Here is a 16,068-nt window from a genome sequence, read left to right as displayed (position 1 = left end):
GGTGGTCCCGGTCATGGCTGGCGCCGGGTCGCGAACCGCTGGACGACCACGAAGGCGAGCAGCAGGGCTCCGGTGATGATCCGGATCCAGTAGGAGCTCAGCGTGCCGTCGAACGCGATCAGGGTGCGGATCAGGCCGAGCACGAGGACGCCGAGCAGCGACCCGATGACGTACCCGCGCCCGCCGATGAGCAGGGTGCCGCCGATGACCACCGCGGCGATCGCATCGAGCTCGGCGCCCAGCGCGTGCAGGCTGTTGCCGGAGAGGATGGTGAGCGAGTACAGCAGCCCGCCGAGCGCGGCGCAGAAGCCGCTGATCACGTAGACGCCCACTTTGGTGGACGCCACCCGCAGCCCCATCAGCATCGCCGAGCTCTCGCTGCCGCCGATGGCGTAGACCGTGCGGCCGAAGCGGGTGCGGGCCAGGACGTACGCCGCGATCGCGACGATGAGGAGCGCGGTGATCGCCGTCCAGCGCAGGTAGTACTCGCCGAAGTAGACCTGCTTGATGGCCAGGTCGATGAAGACCGGGTCGTTGATCGAGATCGACTCGACGCTGATCAGGTAGGTCAGTCCCCGGGCCAGGAACAACCCGGCCAGGGTGGCGATGAACGGCTGGATGTCGAAGTAGTGGACCAGCAGGCCCATCAGCAGCCCCATGACGATGCCGGTGGCCAGCACCGCGGCGATCGAGAGGTACGGCGACCAGCCCATCTCGAGCGTCTTGGCGGCGATCATCGTCGACAGCGCGACGACGGAGCCGACCGAGAGGTCGATGCCGCCGGTGAGGATCACGAAGGTCATGCCGACCGCGAGCACGATGAGGAAGGCGTTGTCGATCAGCAGGCTGAGCAGCACCTGCGGGTCGGAGAACCCCTCGTAGCGCAGGCCGCCGACGCCGAACATGCCCACGAAGAGCGCGAAGCTCGCGATCACCGGGATGAAGCGCGTGGGCGGGGTGTAGCCCTTGACGCGGTCCCAGGCCGTCGGGGTCGAGACGGTGGTGGCGCTCATGACGGCGAACCTGCCTTCGCGAGGTCGGGGGCGGACGGGGCCGGCGGTGCGGACGGCGGGCCGGAGCGGCGGACGTGGAACACCGAGCGGGCCTTCGGCGACTGCAGGAGGCACACGGCGATCACGACGACGGCCTTGAAGAGGTAGTTGATCTCCGAGGGGATGCCGATGTTGGGGATGGTGCGGGAGAGGGTCGCGATGAACAGCGCGCCGATCAGGGTGCCGGTGAGCGAGAACCGGCCGCCGGCCAGCGACGTACCGCCGATGACCACGGCGAGGATCGCGTCCAGCTCGATCCACAGCCCCAGGCTGTTGGCGTTCACCGAGTTGGTGTTGGCCGCGATGACCAGGCCGGCGATGCCCGAGCAGAGCCCGGAGAAGGCGTAGACGGTCCAGATGATCGTGCGGGACCGGACGCCGGCGAGCCGGCTGGCCTCGGGGTTGATCCCGACCGACTCGATCAGCATGCCGAGCGCCGTACGACGGGTCAGCACGGCGGTGAGCGCGAAGACGGCGAGCGCGAGGAGGAAGGCCACGGGGAGGGTCAGCACGAACCCGGAGGCCAGGTCGCTGAAGTGGGAGTTGTTGACGGTGGTGATCTGGCCGTCGGTGATGGACATGGAGATGCCGCGGCCGGCGACCATCAGGATCAGCGTGGCGATGATCGGCTGGATGCCCAGGACGGAGACCAGGAAGCCGTTCCAGACACCGAGCGCCACGCACACGGCGAGGGCGTAGGTGCCCGCCATCACGGCGGTGCTCAGCGCGCTCTCGTCGCCGGCCCCGACGATGCGGGTGCAGGCGACGGCGGCGGCGATCGCGGCGATCGCCCCGACCGACAGGTCGATGCCCCGGGTGGCGATCACCAGGGTCATTCCGAGGGCGACCAGGAGCACCGGGGCGCTGTTGCGCACGATGTCGGCGACGTTGCCGTAGAGGTGGCCGTCCTGCATCCGGATGTCGAGGAACGAGGGGTTGGCCACGACGTTCACGGCGAGCAGCGCGACCAGGGCCAGGACCGGCCAGAGCAGCGGGTGACGGGCCACCCGCTGGAGGAGGGTGGGTGAGTCAGGCACGGGAGGTCTCCTCCTCGGCGCGGGCCCCGCCCGCGATGATCTCGAGGACGTCGCTGACGCTGACGTCGTCGTTCGGACGCTCGTCGATCTTGCGGCGGTCGCGCATCACCACCAGGCGGTGGCTCAGGCGCAGCACCTCCTCGAGCTCGGCGGAGATGAAGATGACCGAGATCCCCTGGTCGGCCAGCTCGGCGACCTTGGCCTGGATCTGGGCCTTGGCGCCGATGTCGATGCCGCGGGTGGGCTCGTCGAGGATGAGGATCTCGGGGTCGGTGATCAGCCACCGGGCCAGCAGCACCTTCTGCTGGTTGCCGCCGGAGAGGTTGCGCATCAGCGCGTCGGGGTCGGGGGGACGGATGTCGAGCGCCTCGATGTAGCGGGCGACCAGCTCGTTGCGGGTGGCCTGCGGCACCGGGCGCAACCAGCCGCGGGACGCCTGGAGCGCGAGCAGCATGTTGTCGGCGACGGTCAGGTCGCCGACGACGCCCTCGGCCTTGCGGTCCTCGCTGGAGAACGCGATCTTGCGGTCGATCGCGTGCCGCGGGCTGCGCAGCCGGCGCCGCTCGGAGCGGACGGCGACCTCGCCGGTGTCGGCGGTGTCGGCGCCGAAGAGCAGCCGGGCGAGCTCGGTGCGGCCGGAGCCGAGCAGGCCGGCGAACCCGATCACCTCGCCCTCGTAGACCTCGAGGTCGGTGGCCTGCAGCGAGCCCTTGCGGCCCACGCCGTTCGCGGTGAGGACCGGGACGGCGGCGGCCCGGGCGACGTCGGTGTGGTCCTGGCGGTCGAGGCGCTCGAGCACCTCGATCTCCCGGCCGATCATCAGCTGGACGAGCTCGAGCTGGCTGGTCTCGGCGACCATCCGCTCCTCGACCAGGCGACCGTTGCGCAGGATCGTCATCCGGTCGGAGATCTCGTAGACCTGGTCGAGGAAGTGGGAGACGAAGACGATGGCGACCCCGTCGTCACGCAGGCGGCGCATCACCTCGAACAGCTTCTGCACCTCGTCGGCGTCGAGGCTGGAGGTGGGCTCGTCGAGGATCAGCACGCGCGCCTGCACGTCGACGGCGCGGGCGATCGCGACCAGCTGCTGGATGGCGATGGGGTGCTCGCCGAGCGTCGAGGCCGGGTCGATGTCGAGCCCGAGGCCCTGGAGGGTCTCGCGCGCCCGGCGGTTCATGGCGCGCACGTTGATGGCCCCGAACCGTCGCGGCTCACGGCCGAGCAGCATGTTCTCGGCGACGCTCAGGTTGGGGACCAGGTTGACCTCCTGGTAGACCGTGCTGATCCCGGCCGCCTGGGCGGCTCCGGGCGAGGAGAACGCGCGCTCCTCGCCGTCGACCAGCACGGTGCCGGTGTCCACGCTGTAGACACCGGTGAGGGCCTTGATCAGCGTCGACTTGCCGGCGCCGTTCTCGCCCATGAGGGCGTGCACCTCGCCGGGGTAGAGCCGGAGCGAGACCCCGCTGAGGGCCCGGACGCTCCCGAAGGTGATGGAGATGTCGCGCATCTCGATCACCGGCGCCCCGTCGTACGGGCGGCCCGCCGCGGCGGCCTCGGCTGCGGCCCCCGTCCCGGCGGGCGGCTGGACGTCCATCTGCGTCATCTCGTTCCTTCCCTGGTGCCACGACCCGTCGCGCGGGTGTGCCGCCGGGCCGGCCGGAGGTGTCCGGCCGGACCCGGTGGCGACCCGGTGGGGGCCACCCGAGCGACGTGGGGTGGTGCGACCGGTCAGTACTCGCGGGTCGGCAGGGCTTCCTTCGCCTGCTCCTGCGTGAAGGTGGTCTCCTCGGTCACGACCCGGGGCTCCACCTCCTCGCCGGCGACGACCTGCTTGGCGAGGTCCATCAGCTGCGGGCCGAGGAGCGGGTTGCACTCGACGATGAAGTTGATCTTGCCCTCGGAGAGCGCCGTCATCCCGTCCTTGACGGCGTCGACGGTGATGATCTTGACGTCCTCGCCGGGCGTCATGCCCGCGGCCTCGATGGCCTCGATGGCGCCGAGACCCATGTCGTCGTTGTGTGCGTAGACGACGTCGATGCCGTCCTCGGACTGCAGGAAGGACTCCATGACCTGCTTGCCGCCGTCGCGGGTGAAGTCGCCGGTCTGCGTGGCGACGACCTCGATGGTGGGCTCGGTCTCGATCACCGTGGCGAAGCCCTCGGCGCGGTCGAGGGCCGGAGCGGCACCGGTGGTGCCCTCGAGCTGGACGACGTTGATCGCGCCGTCCCCGTTGGTGTCGGCGTCGGCGGCGTTGTCGACCAGCCACTGGCCGGCCTTCTCGCCCTCCAGCACGAAGTCGGAGCCGAGGAAGGTCTCGTAGAGCGAGGTGTCCTCGGAGTCGACCGCGCGGTCGGTCAGGATCACCGGGATGTTGGCGGCCTTGGCCTCCTGGAGGACGGCGTCCCACCCGGTCTCGACGACGGGGCTGAAGGCGATCACGTCGACCTTCTGCTGGATGTAGGAGCGGATCGCCTGGATCTGGTTCTCCTGCTTGCCCTGCGCGTCGGTGAACTTGAGCTCGATCCCCTCCTGCTCGGCGGTGTCCTGGATCGACTTGGTGTTGGCGGTGCGCCAACCGCTCTCGGCGCCGACCTGGGCGAAGCCCATGGTGATCGAGTCATCACCGCTGCCGGAGCCGCTCCCGCTGTCGGAGTCGCTGCCACAGGCGGAGAGCGAGAGTGCGCTCAGGGAGATCGCTGTTGCCGCGATCGCAGTCTTCTTCAGCACGGTTCTTCCTCCAGATCGACGGGCGGTCCGGCCCTGTGACCGGCGTCACTGGTCACTGAGTGTGAGCGCTAACATCAGGGGCGTCAACCCCTGTGTTGGAGAAATCCTTCGCCCATGTGAACGCTCACTCCGCGCTGCGTGGGATGTGATCGATCCAAATGTCGGCGCGGTGGTCGCGTGGGCTACTGGTGCTCGCGGCCTGCCCGGGACGTCATACGAACTGGTCGCCATCGCCGCCGCTGCGTACGACGTCCCGCCGGACGTCCGGGACGTCATACGAATTGGTCGCCATCACCGCCACCACGTATGACGTCCCGCCGGACGTCAGACGAACTGGTCGCTATCGCCGCCGCCACGCATGACGTCCCGCCGGCCGCCCGGGACGTCATACGAACCGGTCGCCATCACCGCCACCACGTATGACGTCCCGCCGGCCGCCCGGGACGTCATACGAACCGGTCGCCATCACCGCCACCACGTATGACGTCCCGCCGGACGTCAGACGAACTGGTCGCTGCCGCCCCGCCCCGCCTCGCCCCGCCCGATGCCCGGGACGTCATACGAACTGGCCTCCATCACCGCCACCACGTACGACGTCCCGCCGGACGTCAGACGAACCGGTCGCTATCACCGCCAGGACGTATGACGTCAGCCGGCGGCGGGACCGCAGGCAGCGCAGCGGAGCGCGGCGTCAGATGGCGCCGAGGCGCCACTCCAGCACCGAGCGGTAGGTCTCGCCGGGCCGCAGCACCGGGGAGGGCCACTGCGGCCGGTGGGGCGAGTCGGGGTGGAGTTGCGGCTCGAGGGCGATGCCGTCGCCCTGGCGGTAGCGGCCGCCGCGGGTCGAGCGGCGGGTGCCGTCGAGGAAGTTGCCGGTGTAGACCTGCAGGCCGGGCTGGTCGGTGCGCAGCTCGAGGCGCGTGCGGGTGCGCGGGGACTCCAGCACCGCGGCGAGCCGGAGGCCGGCGCCGCGGACCAGGAGGTCGTGGTCGATCCCGCGAGCGGCGGCGACCTGCTCGTGCTCGCGGCGCACCGCCGTGCCGAGGCGCGTCGGCTCGCGCAGGTCGAACGGCGTGCCGTCGACCGGCGCGGTCCCGCCGAGGGGGATGCCGGTGGCATCGACGGGGACGTACTCGTCGGCCACCACCGTGAGCAGGTGGTCGTCGATGGTGCCCTCGCCCTCGCCGTCGAGGTTGACGTAGGCGTGGTTGGTCAGGTTGATGACCGTCGGCGCGTCGGTCGTCGCCTCCATCGTCACGCGCACGACGTCGCCGCTCACGCGGTAGCCGACCCGCGCCGACACGGCGCCGGGGAACCCCTGGTCGCCGTCCGGGCTGACCAGCGCGAGCACCACCTCGTCCGGGCGGTGCGCGACGACGTCCCACAGCCGCCGGTCGAAGCCGTCGGGCCCGCCGTGCAGGCTGTTCCCGCGGTCGTGGGCGCCGACGACGACCTCGCGGCCGTCGAGCGGGAACCGGCCACCCGCGATCCGGTTGGCGTAGCGCCCGATGGTGCCACCGACGTAGTCGCCGCTCGCGAGCCGCTCGGCGGCGTCGGCGTGGCCGAGCACCACGTTGCGGCGTACGCCGTCACCCCCGGTGGCCTCGAGCCGGTGCACGGTCGCGCCCAGGGTGAGCACCTCGACGACCGGCCCCGACGCGGACCCGATGGTCAGGCAGCGCACCTCCCGGCCGTCGTCGAGGGTGTCGAACACCCGCTCCGCGGGGGCGGCCTCCGTCATGGTGTGAACGCTAACATCAGCGCCGGGCGGGCGCTCCTGTCGACGACCGGACGACGAGGGTCGGCGTCACCAGGTCGGTCGACGGATCCTTCTCCCCCGCCAGGGCGCGGAGGGTCAGGTCGACCGCGCGTCGGCCCAGCACCGAGAACTGCTGGCTGACGGTGGTCAGCCCCGGCCAGAAGTACGCCGCCTCGGGGACGTCGTCGAAGCCCACGACGCTGATGTCGCCCGGCACCGAGCAGCCGCGCTCGTGCAGCGCCTTGAGCACGCCGAGCGCCATCGCGTCGTTCGCGACGAACACCGCCGTCACGTCCGGGTCGTCGGCGATCCGCTGGCCCGCGTCGTACCCGCTCCGGGCCGACCAGTCGCCGACCAGCTCCGGCCCGGGCAGCAGCCCGCGCCGCTCGTGCGCCGAGCGCCAGCCCTCGCGCCGCTGGCCCGCCTCCACCCACTCCCGGGGGCCGGTGAGGTGCGCGACCCGGCGGTGCCCGAGGTCGAGGAGGTGGTCGGTCGCCAGGCACGCGCCGGCGGTCTGGTCGATCCCGGCGGCCATGGTCTCCCCCGCGCTCACCCCCTGCACCAGCACCACCGGCACCGGGAGGTGCAGCGACAGCGCCCGCTCGGTGGCGGTCCGGTGCGCCACCGCGACCACCAGGGCCTCGACCGCCTCGTCGAGCAGCCGGTCGACGGCGCCCTGCAGCGACTCCGGGGCGAAGTCGGAGAGGCCGACCAGCGACACGTCGTACCCCGCGTCGTGCCCGGCCTCCTGGACCGAGACCGCGATCATGCTGGGGCCGTGCAGCGCCAGGTGCGCGGAGATCATGCCGATCCGCCCGGAGCGGTTCGTGGCGAGCATCCGGGCGGCGTTGTTGCGCCGGTAGCCCATCGTCTCGATCGCCGCGAGCACCCGGGTGCGGGTGGACTCGGCCACCAGCGGCGAGCCGTTGAGCACCCGCGACACGGTCTGGTGGGACACCCCCGCGTGCGCGGCCACCTGGGCCATGCTCGGGGAACGACGCCCGCCGTTCCGCTCCCGCAGCTGCTCCGACATGCCCCGCATCGTAGGGGTCCCGCGAGATAGTCCGGCACGTTTCGGTCGTCCGCGGACCGCGAGCACGACCCGAACGTGCCGGACTATCCCGGATCAGCGGGCGGGGACCCTCGCGGAGTCCGACGAGCCGGCGAGGGTGTCGGTGCGGGGGGTGGTGGCGGTGACGGTCCACCGGCCGCTGCCGAGCCTCGGCAGCTCCCAGCGGGCCCGGCCCCGGTCGGTCAGGTCGAGCCAGCGGGAGGAAGCCCCCGTCGACCCGCTCCTGGCCAGGGTCACCCGCACCCGGTCGGGCAGCTGGCCGGCCGGGTCGGTGCCGACCCGCACCGTCGCGACCGCACCGGCGCCGCGGCGGTCCGGCCGGCTGACCGTCAGCCTCGTGGTCGAGGCGGCCCGGGTGACCCGCAGGTCGACCCGGTCCTCGTCCGCGGCGTGGGTGGCGTCGCCGTCGTACCGGACCACCAGGGTGTGCGCCCCGGTCCGGCCGAGGTCGGCGCTGTCGACGACCAGGCGCACCCGCCCGTCCCGTCCCAGCCGGCCGGCCGCGAGCTGCGTGCCCCCGGACAGCACCCGGACGACGCCGGTCGGGACCGACGCCCCGCCCTTGACCCGGACGGCGACCGCCACCGGCGCGCCGTACCGCACCCGGTCGGGGTCGGCCACCGCGACGACCGTGCTGGCCGCGACCTCCTCGCCCGTCCCGGGGACGACGACCCGGTGGGTCGGCTCGGTGTTGCCGGCCGTGTCGACCGCGCGGTACTCCAGCGTGCCGCCGGCGTCGCCGACCTGCACCGGCCCGTCGTACGGCGTCCAGGCCTCGGCGCCGGCGAGCCGGGTCTCGACCCGCGCCACCCCGGACGTCGTGTCCGCGGCGCGGACGGTGACCTGACGGTCCGCCGCGACCGTGGCGCGACTGACCGGGGCGGTGGTGTCGATCTTCACCTCGGCCTCCTCGGCCGCCGAGGTGTTGCCGGTGGTGTCCAGCGCCCGCACGGCGAGCGTGTGCCGCCCGTCGCCGGTCACCGTGGCGGTCGCCGCGGCGCCCTCGGTCGTGGTCCAGTCGCCCCCGTCGAGCGCGGTCTGCACCGACGCCACACCGGTGTCGTCGGTCGCCGTGACCCGGACCGTCGCCGGGTCGGTGACCCACCAGCCGGCCTCGCCGTCCGGCGTCTGCGACACCGCCACCTCCGGGTCGAGCGCGTCGGTGACCACCACGGTCGCGACCGGACGGTCGGCCGAGCCGCGCACCACGGTGCCCTCGACGGTGAACGTCCCCGGCTCGGCGTACGCCGCGGGGTCGACGTCGTCCCAGTCGACCTCGACCTGGCCGGTCGAGCCGTCGCCGAACGTCGCCGCCACCGTGGCGGGCAGCACCGGCGCGACGCCCTCCCGGGTGCGCACCTCCACGTCCTGCACCGTCCGCACCAGCAGCTCGGGCTGGTAGGCCTCGCGCATCCGGTCCAGCTCGGCCTGGGTGACCGGGATGACGGTGCCGTGCCGCGGGCTGCTGGGCAGGTCGGCGTCCGGCACCGAGGTCCAGCTGCCCGAGGCCAGGTCGTCGGTGCGGAAGGCCAGGTAGCCCTGGCCGCCGTGGTAGCTGGGCTGGTCGATGAACAGGTACCAGCGGCCCGGGACCTCGTTGTCAGGGAACATGGTCGGGCCCTCGCCGTTGGTGAACGTCCCGCCCCACGGGTTCGGCTGGCCCACGCCGACCCGCTCCTTGACCAGCTGCCAGCCCGGCGTGGTGCTCGTGGTCGGCAGCGAGCCGGTCACCGTCGCCCGCAGCTCGGTGGAGCGCTCCTGGCGGGGCGTCATGCTCGCCTCGTCCTTGAGGATCCGGTAGAACATGTCGCCGTCGCGGACCACGGTGGCGTCGATGATGCCGCGGCCGGCGCCGCGCCGGACGTCGACCCACACCTGCGGCTCGCTGAAGGTCACGAAGTCGCGTGTGGTCGCGTACATCATCCGCTGGTACTGGGTGTTGATGTCGCGGCCGGTCGTCTCGGTCGTCGGGTAGAGCGCGGAGGCCCAGAACACGACGTACTCGCCGGCCTCCTCGTCGTAGAACGCCTCCGGCGCCCAGGTGTTGCCCGCGAAGTCGGAGGAGACCTTCACGTGCCGCTGCTCCGACCAGGTCACGAGGTCGGTCGACTCCCAGATCTCGACGTACTTGCTGCCGGTCTCCTGGGCCTCGCCGAAGTCGACCTCGGGGTAGGCCTTGAGGTCGGTGGCGAGCAGGAAGAACCGGTCGCCCTCGGGCGAGCGGATGATGAACGGGTCGCGCAGGCCCTTCGTGCCGTACGCCGACTCGAGGACCGGGTCGCCGTCGTTGAGCTCGTCGTACTCGAGCGGGTCGTTGCCCTTGCTGGCCGCGAAGTAGATGCTCTCGCCCTCGTCGGTGCTCTCACCGGCGAAGTAGGCGAACGCGTAGCCCTCGTAGTCGGCCGGCGCCGGCAGCGGCTGCACGCGCACGACGATCGCCCGCGAGGCGGTCGCCGCGTTGCGGGTGGCGGTCACCGTCAGCGTCACGTCGACGGGCTGCTCGCCGTACGCCGGCCGGGTCACCTCACCGCTGGCGCTGACCACCGCGGGGGCCGACGACGACCAGGTCAGCGTGGTCTGGTGCAGCCCGGCCGCCGGGAGGGTGAGGTTGCCCCGCACGTCGTCGGGGTGCACCAGGACGACGGCGGCGACCGCCTCCTGCACCTTGCCGGTGTCGTCGAGCTCCTCGGCCGGCACGGTGACCTCGAACGTCCTGGTGCGGCTCACCGCGCCGCGGGTCACGGTCGCGGTGAGCGTGGCGGCGCCGTCGGGCTGGCCGAACGCCGGGCGGGTCACCGCGCCGCTCGCGCTGACCACGCCCGGGTCGCTCGTCGCCCAGGTGACGGTGCTGCCGGACGGGCCGGTGGCGGGCAGCGCGAGGTCGGCCACGACCGCGCCGGTGTCCCCGAGGGTGAGCGCGGCCGTGTCGGAGTCGGCCGCCGCCGTGCTGGTGTCCGCCGCGCTCTCCGCCGCCTCGGCGCCGGTCAGCGCGCGGGAGTAGACGCGGAAGTCGCGCAGCCGCCCCTTGAACGACAGGTCACCGGCGTACGCCGACCGGCCCAGGTAGTTGTGGGTGGTGGTGCCGTCGGGGGTGCCGAGCAGGCTGGGGTTGGTGGTCAGGGCGGTGTTCTCCGCCGCCAGCACGCCGTCCTCGTAGAGCCGCATCGCGCCGGGGGCGGCGGGGGTGCCGCCGTCGATGCTGAGCGTGACGTGCCGCCAGTGCCCCGTGGGCACCCGGCCGGCGCGGGCCGCGCTCTGCTCGGTGGGGAAGCCGCTCTCCGCGATGGTGCCGCGCAGCCGGTTGTTGCTGTCGTTGGTGGTGAACAGGTAGCCGGTGCCGTCGGGGTAGGTCGCCGGGTTGCCCAGGGTGAACATGAACCAGTTGCCGCTGGTCAGCGTCGGGTCCACCCACACGTCGAAGTCGACGGTGACGTCGGTCAGGCCGGTCACCAGGTTGTCGGGCAGCTTGATGGCGTTGCCGCCGCTGGCGGCGCCGCCGCCGAAGGTGAACCCGTCGCCGCCGTTCCAGGTCGCCGCTCCGACGACGGCCGCGTCGCGGCCGTTGCCGGAGGAGTCGGCGGCGACCGTGCCGCTGGTCTCGTCGAGCTTCCACCACCCGACCAGGTCGGTGGTGAGGTCGCCCTCGACCGCCCCGGCCGAGGGGGTGCCGACCGCGGCCAGGCCGCCCGCGCCGGCGGCGAGCGCCACCGTCGCGGTCAGCCAGGTGCGCAGCCTCGTCGCTGTCGTCACGGTCCTGCTCCGTTCGCTCGCGCGGCTCATCGGCCGGCCTTCGTGACCCGCAGGGCGGTGCTGCCCGACGAGGGCGCGACGTCGGCCGAGCCGGCGTACGTCGCGGTGACGCGGTAGCCGCCGGCGCGCAGCCGCGGCAGGGTCGCCGTGGCGTCACCGTCGCGGCGGAGAGCGACGGTCCGGGTGGCGACGACCCTGCCGCCCGACCGGACGACCACCCGGACGGTGCCGGCGGCGGCGACCGCCGCGGCGACCTGGACCCGGACCGTCGCCTGCGTGCGGGTGGTGGTGCGGCCGCGCACCGTGACCTCGGTGCGCGAGGAGGCGCGCAGGACGCGGACCCCCACGGCGTCCTCGGACGCGGCGTGCGCCGCGTCCCCGGCGTACCGGACCGTCAGGGTGTGGCGTCCGGCGCCGAGCTCGGCGGTCGGGACCCGCAGCGTGGCGCGTCCTCCGGCGAGGGTGCCCGACGCGAGCACGTCGTCGCCCGCGAGCACGGTGACCGCGCCGGTGGGCGTGCCGCCGGTGACCCGGACCCGCAGCCGCACCGTGCCCCCGAACTCCACCCGGTCGTTCGCGACCACGGCCGCGGTGGTCGTGGCGACGGGCTGCGCACCCTCCGCCGGGACCTCGAGGACCCCCGGCTCCTCGGTGTTGCCGAGGGCGTCGACGCCCCGGTGCTGGAGGGTCACGGCCCCGTCGCCGACGGCGACCGGCCCGCCGTACGTCGTCCACGCGCCGCCGTCGAGGCGGTACTCGATCCTGCCGAGCCCGGCTCCGGAGTCCGCGCCGGCCAGCGTGACCGTCCGCGCCGCCGCGTCGTACGTCGCGCTGGTGACGGGGGCGGTGGCGTCGATGCCGACCTCGAGCGGCCGGACCTCCCCGACGTTGCCGGAGGCGTCGACCGCGCGCACCGAGACCGTGTGCAGCCCGTCGCCGGTGACCCGGACGGTGCCGGTGGCGCCGGCGATCTCGGTCCACGGGCCGTCGTCGACCTGCACCTCGAGGTGGTCCACCGTGCGGTCGTCGGTCGCGGAGACCCGGACGGTCGCCGGGTCGGCGTACCACCCGCGGGCCGACTCGCCCTCGACGCGCAGCTCGGACACGACGGGGGCGACCCCGTCGGCGGTGTGCAGCCGCAGGAAGGTGACCGACGACGCCGGGAACTCGTAGGTGAAGTCCTCGGAGATGCCGGAGACCTCGCGCGTCCGGGGCTTCACCCGGTTCGGGTCGGCCTTGGTGTTGATCGCCGACGGCGCCGCCGCCAGGGTCGTCACCGTCGCGGTGGGCTCCACGTCGACGTCGCTCACGGTGACGTCGGTGCGGACCGGCGAGGTCGTGGTGTTGACGACCTTGGCGACCACGTCGCCGGTGGCCTCGTCCCGGGTGACGACCTGGAAGAGCCGCTCGCTGCTGCCGGCCTGGTCGTAGGTCAGCTGCAGCTCGCCGTCGAGGTAGAGCTCGATGGTGGTGCCGTCGACCACGACCTTGACGTCGTAGGTCTGCCCGGTCTCGACGCCGGTGCCCTCCAGGGCCACGACCTCGTTGGCGGCGCCACCGTTGGCGCGCTGGAGCACCGAGCGGGTGTTGTTCCAGCCGCCGATGTTCCACCAGTAGTAGTCGTTCGGTCCGCCGGCCGCGAACCCAACCATGAACCCCTCGGCGCCGGCGAGCTTGGTCGCCTTCAGCTCGAGCGTGTAGTTGCTCCAGTCCTTGCCGTAGGCGTCGGTGATGATGCTGCGGGCGTCGTTGACGCCGGTCGCGGACTGCACGTAGCGACCGCCGCCGACCGCCCAGCTCCCGGCCTGCGGGGACCACTGCGCGGCGCTGGAGAAGTCGTCGGAGAACAGCACGTCGCCGCTGTCGTTCTCGGTCACCCGGACGTCGTCGTACGCCGCGGAGGTCGCCCAGGTGGACAGGAAGATCCCGCCGTCGATCGGGGCCGGGGCGTTGACCGCGCCGTCGAAGGTGCTCGGCACGACCTGGTCGCCCACGTTGTTGCCGAAGAGCTTCTGCACCTCCCAGTTGGGCGACTCCCACGACTCGTCGTTGTCGAACCAGATCGCGTCCGGGCTCCACTGCACGTGGGCGTCGTTCGCGAGCAGCGGGGCGTACGACGCCAGCCGCACGATGTCGGCGTTGCGCTGCAGGCCGGTCATGTACGACGCCTCCGCCAGCGCGTTGAACCAGGTGTTGCCGCGCGAGGCGTACTCACCGAGGAAGACCTTCGGGCCCTCGCGGTCGTAGTCGTCGTAGCGGTGGTTGTTGGCCAGGAACCAGTCCGGGTCGTTGTAGTAGTGCTCGTCGACCAGGTCGACGTCCTGCTCGCGGTTGAACTCCCACAGGGCGTCGAACCGGGCGCCGGCGTCGTCGGGGCCGGAGTTGGAGATGATCGCGATGTCCGGGTACCTCGCCGCGATGGCGTCGCGGAAGGCCGGGAAGTTGGCCTCGAACGTCGTGGTGTTCTCCTCGTTGCCCAGCCCGATCATGTCCAGCCCGAACGGCTCGGGGTGGCCGAGCGCGGCCCGCCTGGCGCCCCACTCGGTGGTGACGTCGCCGTTGGCGAACTCGATGAGGTCCACGGTGTCGTCGACCCACCGCTGGATCAGCGCGGGGTCCGTCATCTCGGGGATCGTGCTGCCGCAGCCGTTGGCCCCGACGGACACGACCGGGAGCGGCTCGGCGCCGAGGTCCTCGGCGAGCTCGAAGTACTCCAGGTAGCCCAGGCCGTAGGTCTGGTTGTAGCCCCAGAAGTTCTTGTTGGTCGGGCGCTCCTCGACCGGGCCGATGGTCTCCTTCCACTGGTAGGTCCGCTGGCGGTCGGTGTAGCCGCTCTCCTCGTAGGTGCGGAAGGTGCCGACGTTGGTGACGCAGCCGCCGGGGAAGCGCAGGAACGTCGGGTTCATCGCGTCGACCTTCTCCACGAGGTCCTTGCGCAGCGTCGAGCGGCCGTTGACCGGACCGACCCAGGTGTCGCGGGGCAGCACCGAGACCATGTCGAGCGCGACGGTCGAGGGGGCTCCGGCGAGCACCGCGACCCGCCCGGCGTTGGTGGTGCCGGTGGCGGTCAGCGTCACCGGGAGCTTCTTCCACTGGTCGCTGCCGTCGAGGGCGACGGTGCCGGTGGCGAGCACGCCGGTGCCGGCCTCGTCCTCCACGCGGACGGTCAGCGACTGCGCGGTGGTGGACCGGGCCCAGACGTAGGCGTCGTACTGCTCGCCCTGCTCGAGGGCGACGCCGTCGAAGCCGAGGTTGCGGACGCCGTCGCCGGCCGCCGCCGCGGTGAGCCGCAGGTAGTGGCGGTTCATCGCGTTGAGGCGCCCGTCGTCGTCCACCACCTGGGCGGTGGTGCCGGCGGCGCTGCGGTCGAGCACCTGCCAGCCGGTCAGGCCGGTCCAGCCGGCGGCGTCGGTGGCGTCGAACTCGAAGGAGCGGTTGCGGACCAGCTCGGCGTACAGGCCGCCGTCGGCCGCCCAGTTGATGTCCTCGTAGAAGATGCCGAACATCGTGTCGCTGATCTCGGCCCCCAGGCCGTCGCCGTCGATGGTCATCGTCGCGGTGCTGTCGTCGACCTCGGCGAGCGCGAAGCGGACGGCGTCCGCCTCGGCGCCGGTGACGAGAGCGCCGCCCGCGCCGACCACGACGTACGCCGTGGGGTCGCCGTCGGTGCGCAGCACGACGTTGCCGCCGCCGGCGTCGGTGATCCGCATCGGGGTGGGCTGGTCGGCGCCGCTGCCGAGCCGCAGCGCACCACCGGTCAGGACGACCGGCCTGCCGTCGCTGGACAGCGCGACCGCGCCGTCCCCGAGGGCGGTCGCCCGGAGCCGGAGGCTGGCGGTGGGCTGGTCGGCGCTCAGCTCGAGCGCGCCCTCGTCGTCGACGAGGTACGGCGCGTCGCCGTCGGCCTGGAGCACGAAGCTGCCGGACGGCACGACGTCCGCCCCGGCCTGGTGCTCGATGGTGAAGCTGTCGAAGGCCGCCGGCAGCGTGCTGCCGTCCTGCGCGGCGAGGGCGTAGAGGCCCACCTGGGTGGTGTCGAACGCGACCTCGGTGGACCCGGCGGTGGCCCAGGCGGCGCCGGTCCAGTAGCTGGTGGTGATGGTGTCGCCGGTGCGCTGGAGCCGGATGCGCTCGGCGCTCGAGCCCGGGCGGTCGGTGAACGAGACGGCCGAGAACACCCCGCCGGACTCGACGTCGTTCTCGATCGCGACGCCCGACGGGGCGAGCGTCCCGACGTACGTCAGGCCGGAGCGGACGTAGTTGTCCATGTCCTGCCAGGCGATCAGGCCGGCACCCTGGTAGACCTTCGCGACCGCGGCCGAGACGTCCGCGGTGGCGGTGAAGTCGCCGGCGGGGACGTCGAGCATCACGACGTTCCTGGCGGTGTTGGTGGTCTGGTAGGTGTCACCGAGCTGGCCCTCGAGGCGCAGCGAGCCGCCCGCGACCGACAGCGCGCTCGGCTCGGGGTTGACCACCTCCCACCGCGCGTCGAGCTCGGCGCCGTCGAAGGTGTCGGTCCAGGTGACCGGCTCCGCCGCCGCGGCAGCGGGTGCCACGGTGGTCGCGACCACCACCACTCCCGCGCCCAGCAGGGTCATCACCGCGGTGAGGGCTGCGGTCGTGCGTCGCCCGAAGGTCATGGCTGGTTCCTCGTGCTTCCGTCGTCGTCCG

At 72.7% G+C, this 16,068-nt stretch carries 8 protein-coding genes; all 8 read right to left on the bottom strand.

Annotated features, from left to right (window positions below; translation table 11 throughout):
- Positions 1 to 11: 11 nt before the first annotated feature.
- The 8 genes from yjfF to H4O22_RS01530 all read right to left on the bottom strand — a co-directional run bounded on the left by yjfF (position 12) and on the right by H4O22_RS01530 (position 16,037).
- Positions 12 to 1,013 (bottom strand): galactofuranose ABC transporter, permease protein YjfF, encoded by a 1,002-nt coding sequence (gene yjfF / locus H4O22_RS01565; RefSeq protein ID WP_182525372.1) that lies wholly within the window; start codon positions 1,011 to 1,013, stop codon positions 12 to 14.
- The gene (locus H4O22_RS01560) at positions 1,010 to 2,089 is read right to left on the bottom strand and encodes an ABC transporter permease (RefSeq protein WP_220451248.1); all 1,080 of its coding nucleotides are present in this window, start codon (positions 2,087 to 2,089) and stop codon (positions 1,010 to 1,012) included. Before H4O22_RS01560 ends, yjfF begins: the two co-directional genes overlap by 4 nt.
- The gene (locus H4O22_RS01555) at positions 2,082 to 3,692 is read right to left on the bottom strand and encodes a sugar ABC transporter ATP-binding protein (protein WP_182525371.1); all 1,611 of its coding nucleotides are present in this window, start codon (positions 3,690 to 3,692) and stop codon (positions 2,082 to 2,084) included. The genes H4O22_RS01560 and H4O22_RS01555 overlap by 8 nt, the downstream gene beginning before the upstream one ends.
- A 125-nt stretch (positions 3,693 to 3,817) precedes the next feature.
- The gene (locus H4O22_RS01550; RefSeq protein ID WP_182525370.1) at positions 3,818 to 4,816 is read right to left on the bottom strand and encodes an ABC transporter substrate-binding protein; all 999 of its coding nucleotides are present in this window, start codon (positions 4,814 to 4,816) and stop codon (positions 3,818 to 3,820) included.
- Between the two features lie 691 nt (positions 4,817 to 5,507).
- Complete coding sequence (locus H4O22_RS01545; RefSeq protein WP_182525369.1) at positions 5,508 to 6,557, bottom strand: aldose epimerase family protein; 1,050 nt, start codon at positions 6,555 to 6,557, stop codon at positions 5,508 to 5,510.
- A 16-nt stretch (positions 6,558 to 6,573) separates the two neighbouring features.
- Positions 6,574 to 7,608, bottom strand: a complete 1,035-nt coding sequence (locus H4O22_RS01540) for a LacI family DNA-binding transcriptional regulator (RefSeq protein ID WP_220451247.1) — start codon at positions 7,606 to 7,608, stop codon at positions 6,574 to 6,576.
- A gap of 93 nt (positions 7,609 to 7,701) precedes the next feature.
- Positions 7,702 to 11,397: an immunoglobulin-like domain-containing protein gene (locus H4O22_RS01535; protein ID WP_182525367.1), complete on the bottom strand. Its 3,696-nt coding sequence runs from the start codon at positions 11,395 to 11,397 to the stop codon at positions 7,702 to 7,704.
- Between the two features lie 26 nt (positions 11,398 to 11,423).
- Entirely contained in the window at positions 11,424 to 16,037 is a 4,614-nt protein-coding gene (locus H4O22_RS01530) for an alpha-L-arabinofuranosidase C-terminal domain-containing protein (RefSeq protein ID WP_182525366.1), read from the bottom strand.
- Positions 16,038 to 16,068: the final 31 nt, after the last annotated feature.

The organism is Nocardioides dongkuii (genome assembly GCF_014127485.1).
GTDB classification, from domain to species: Bacteria; Actinomycetota; Actinomycetes; order Propionibacteriales; family Nocardioidaceae; genus Nocardioides; species Nocardioides dongkuii.
The sequence above is the reverse complement of the archived record's forward strand: the minus strand, read 5'-3'. Positions and strand labels throughout refer to the sequence as shown.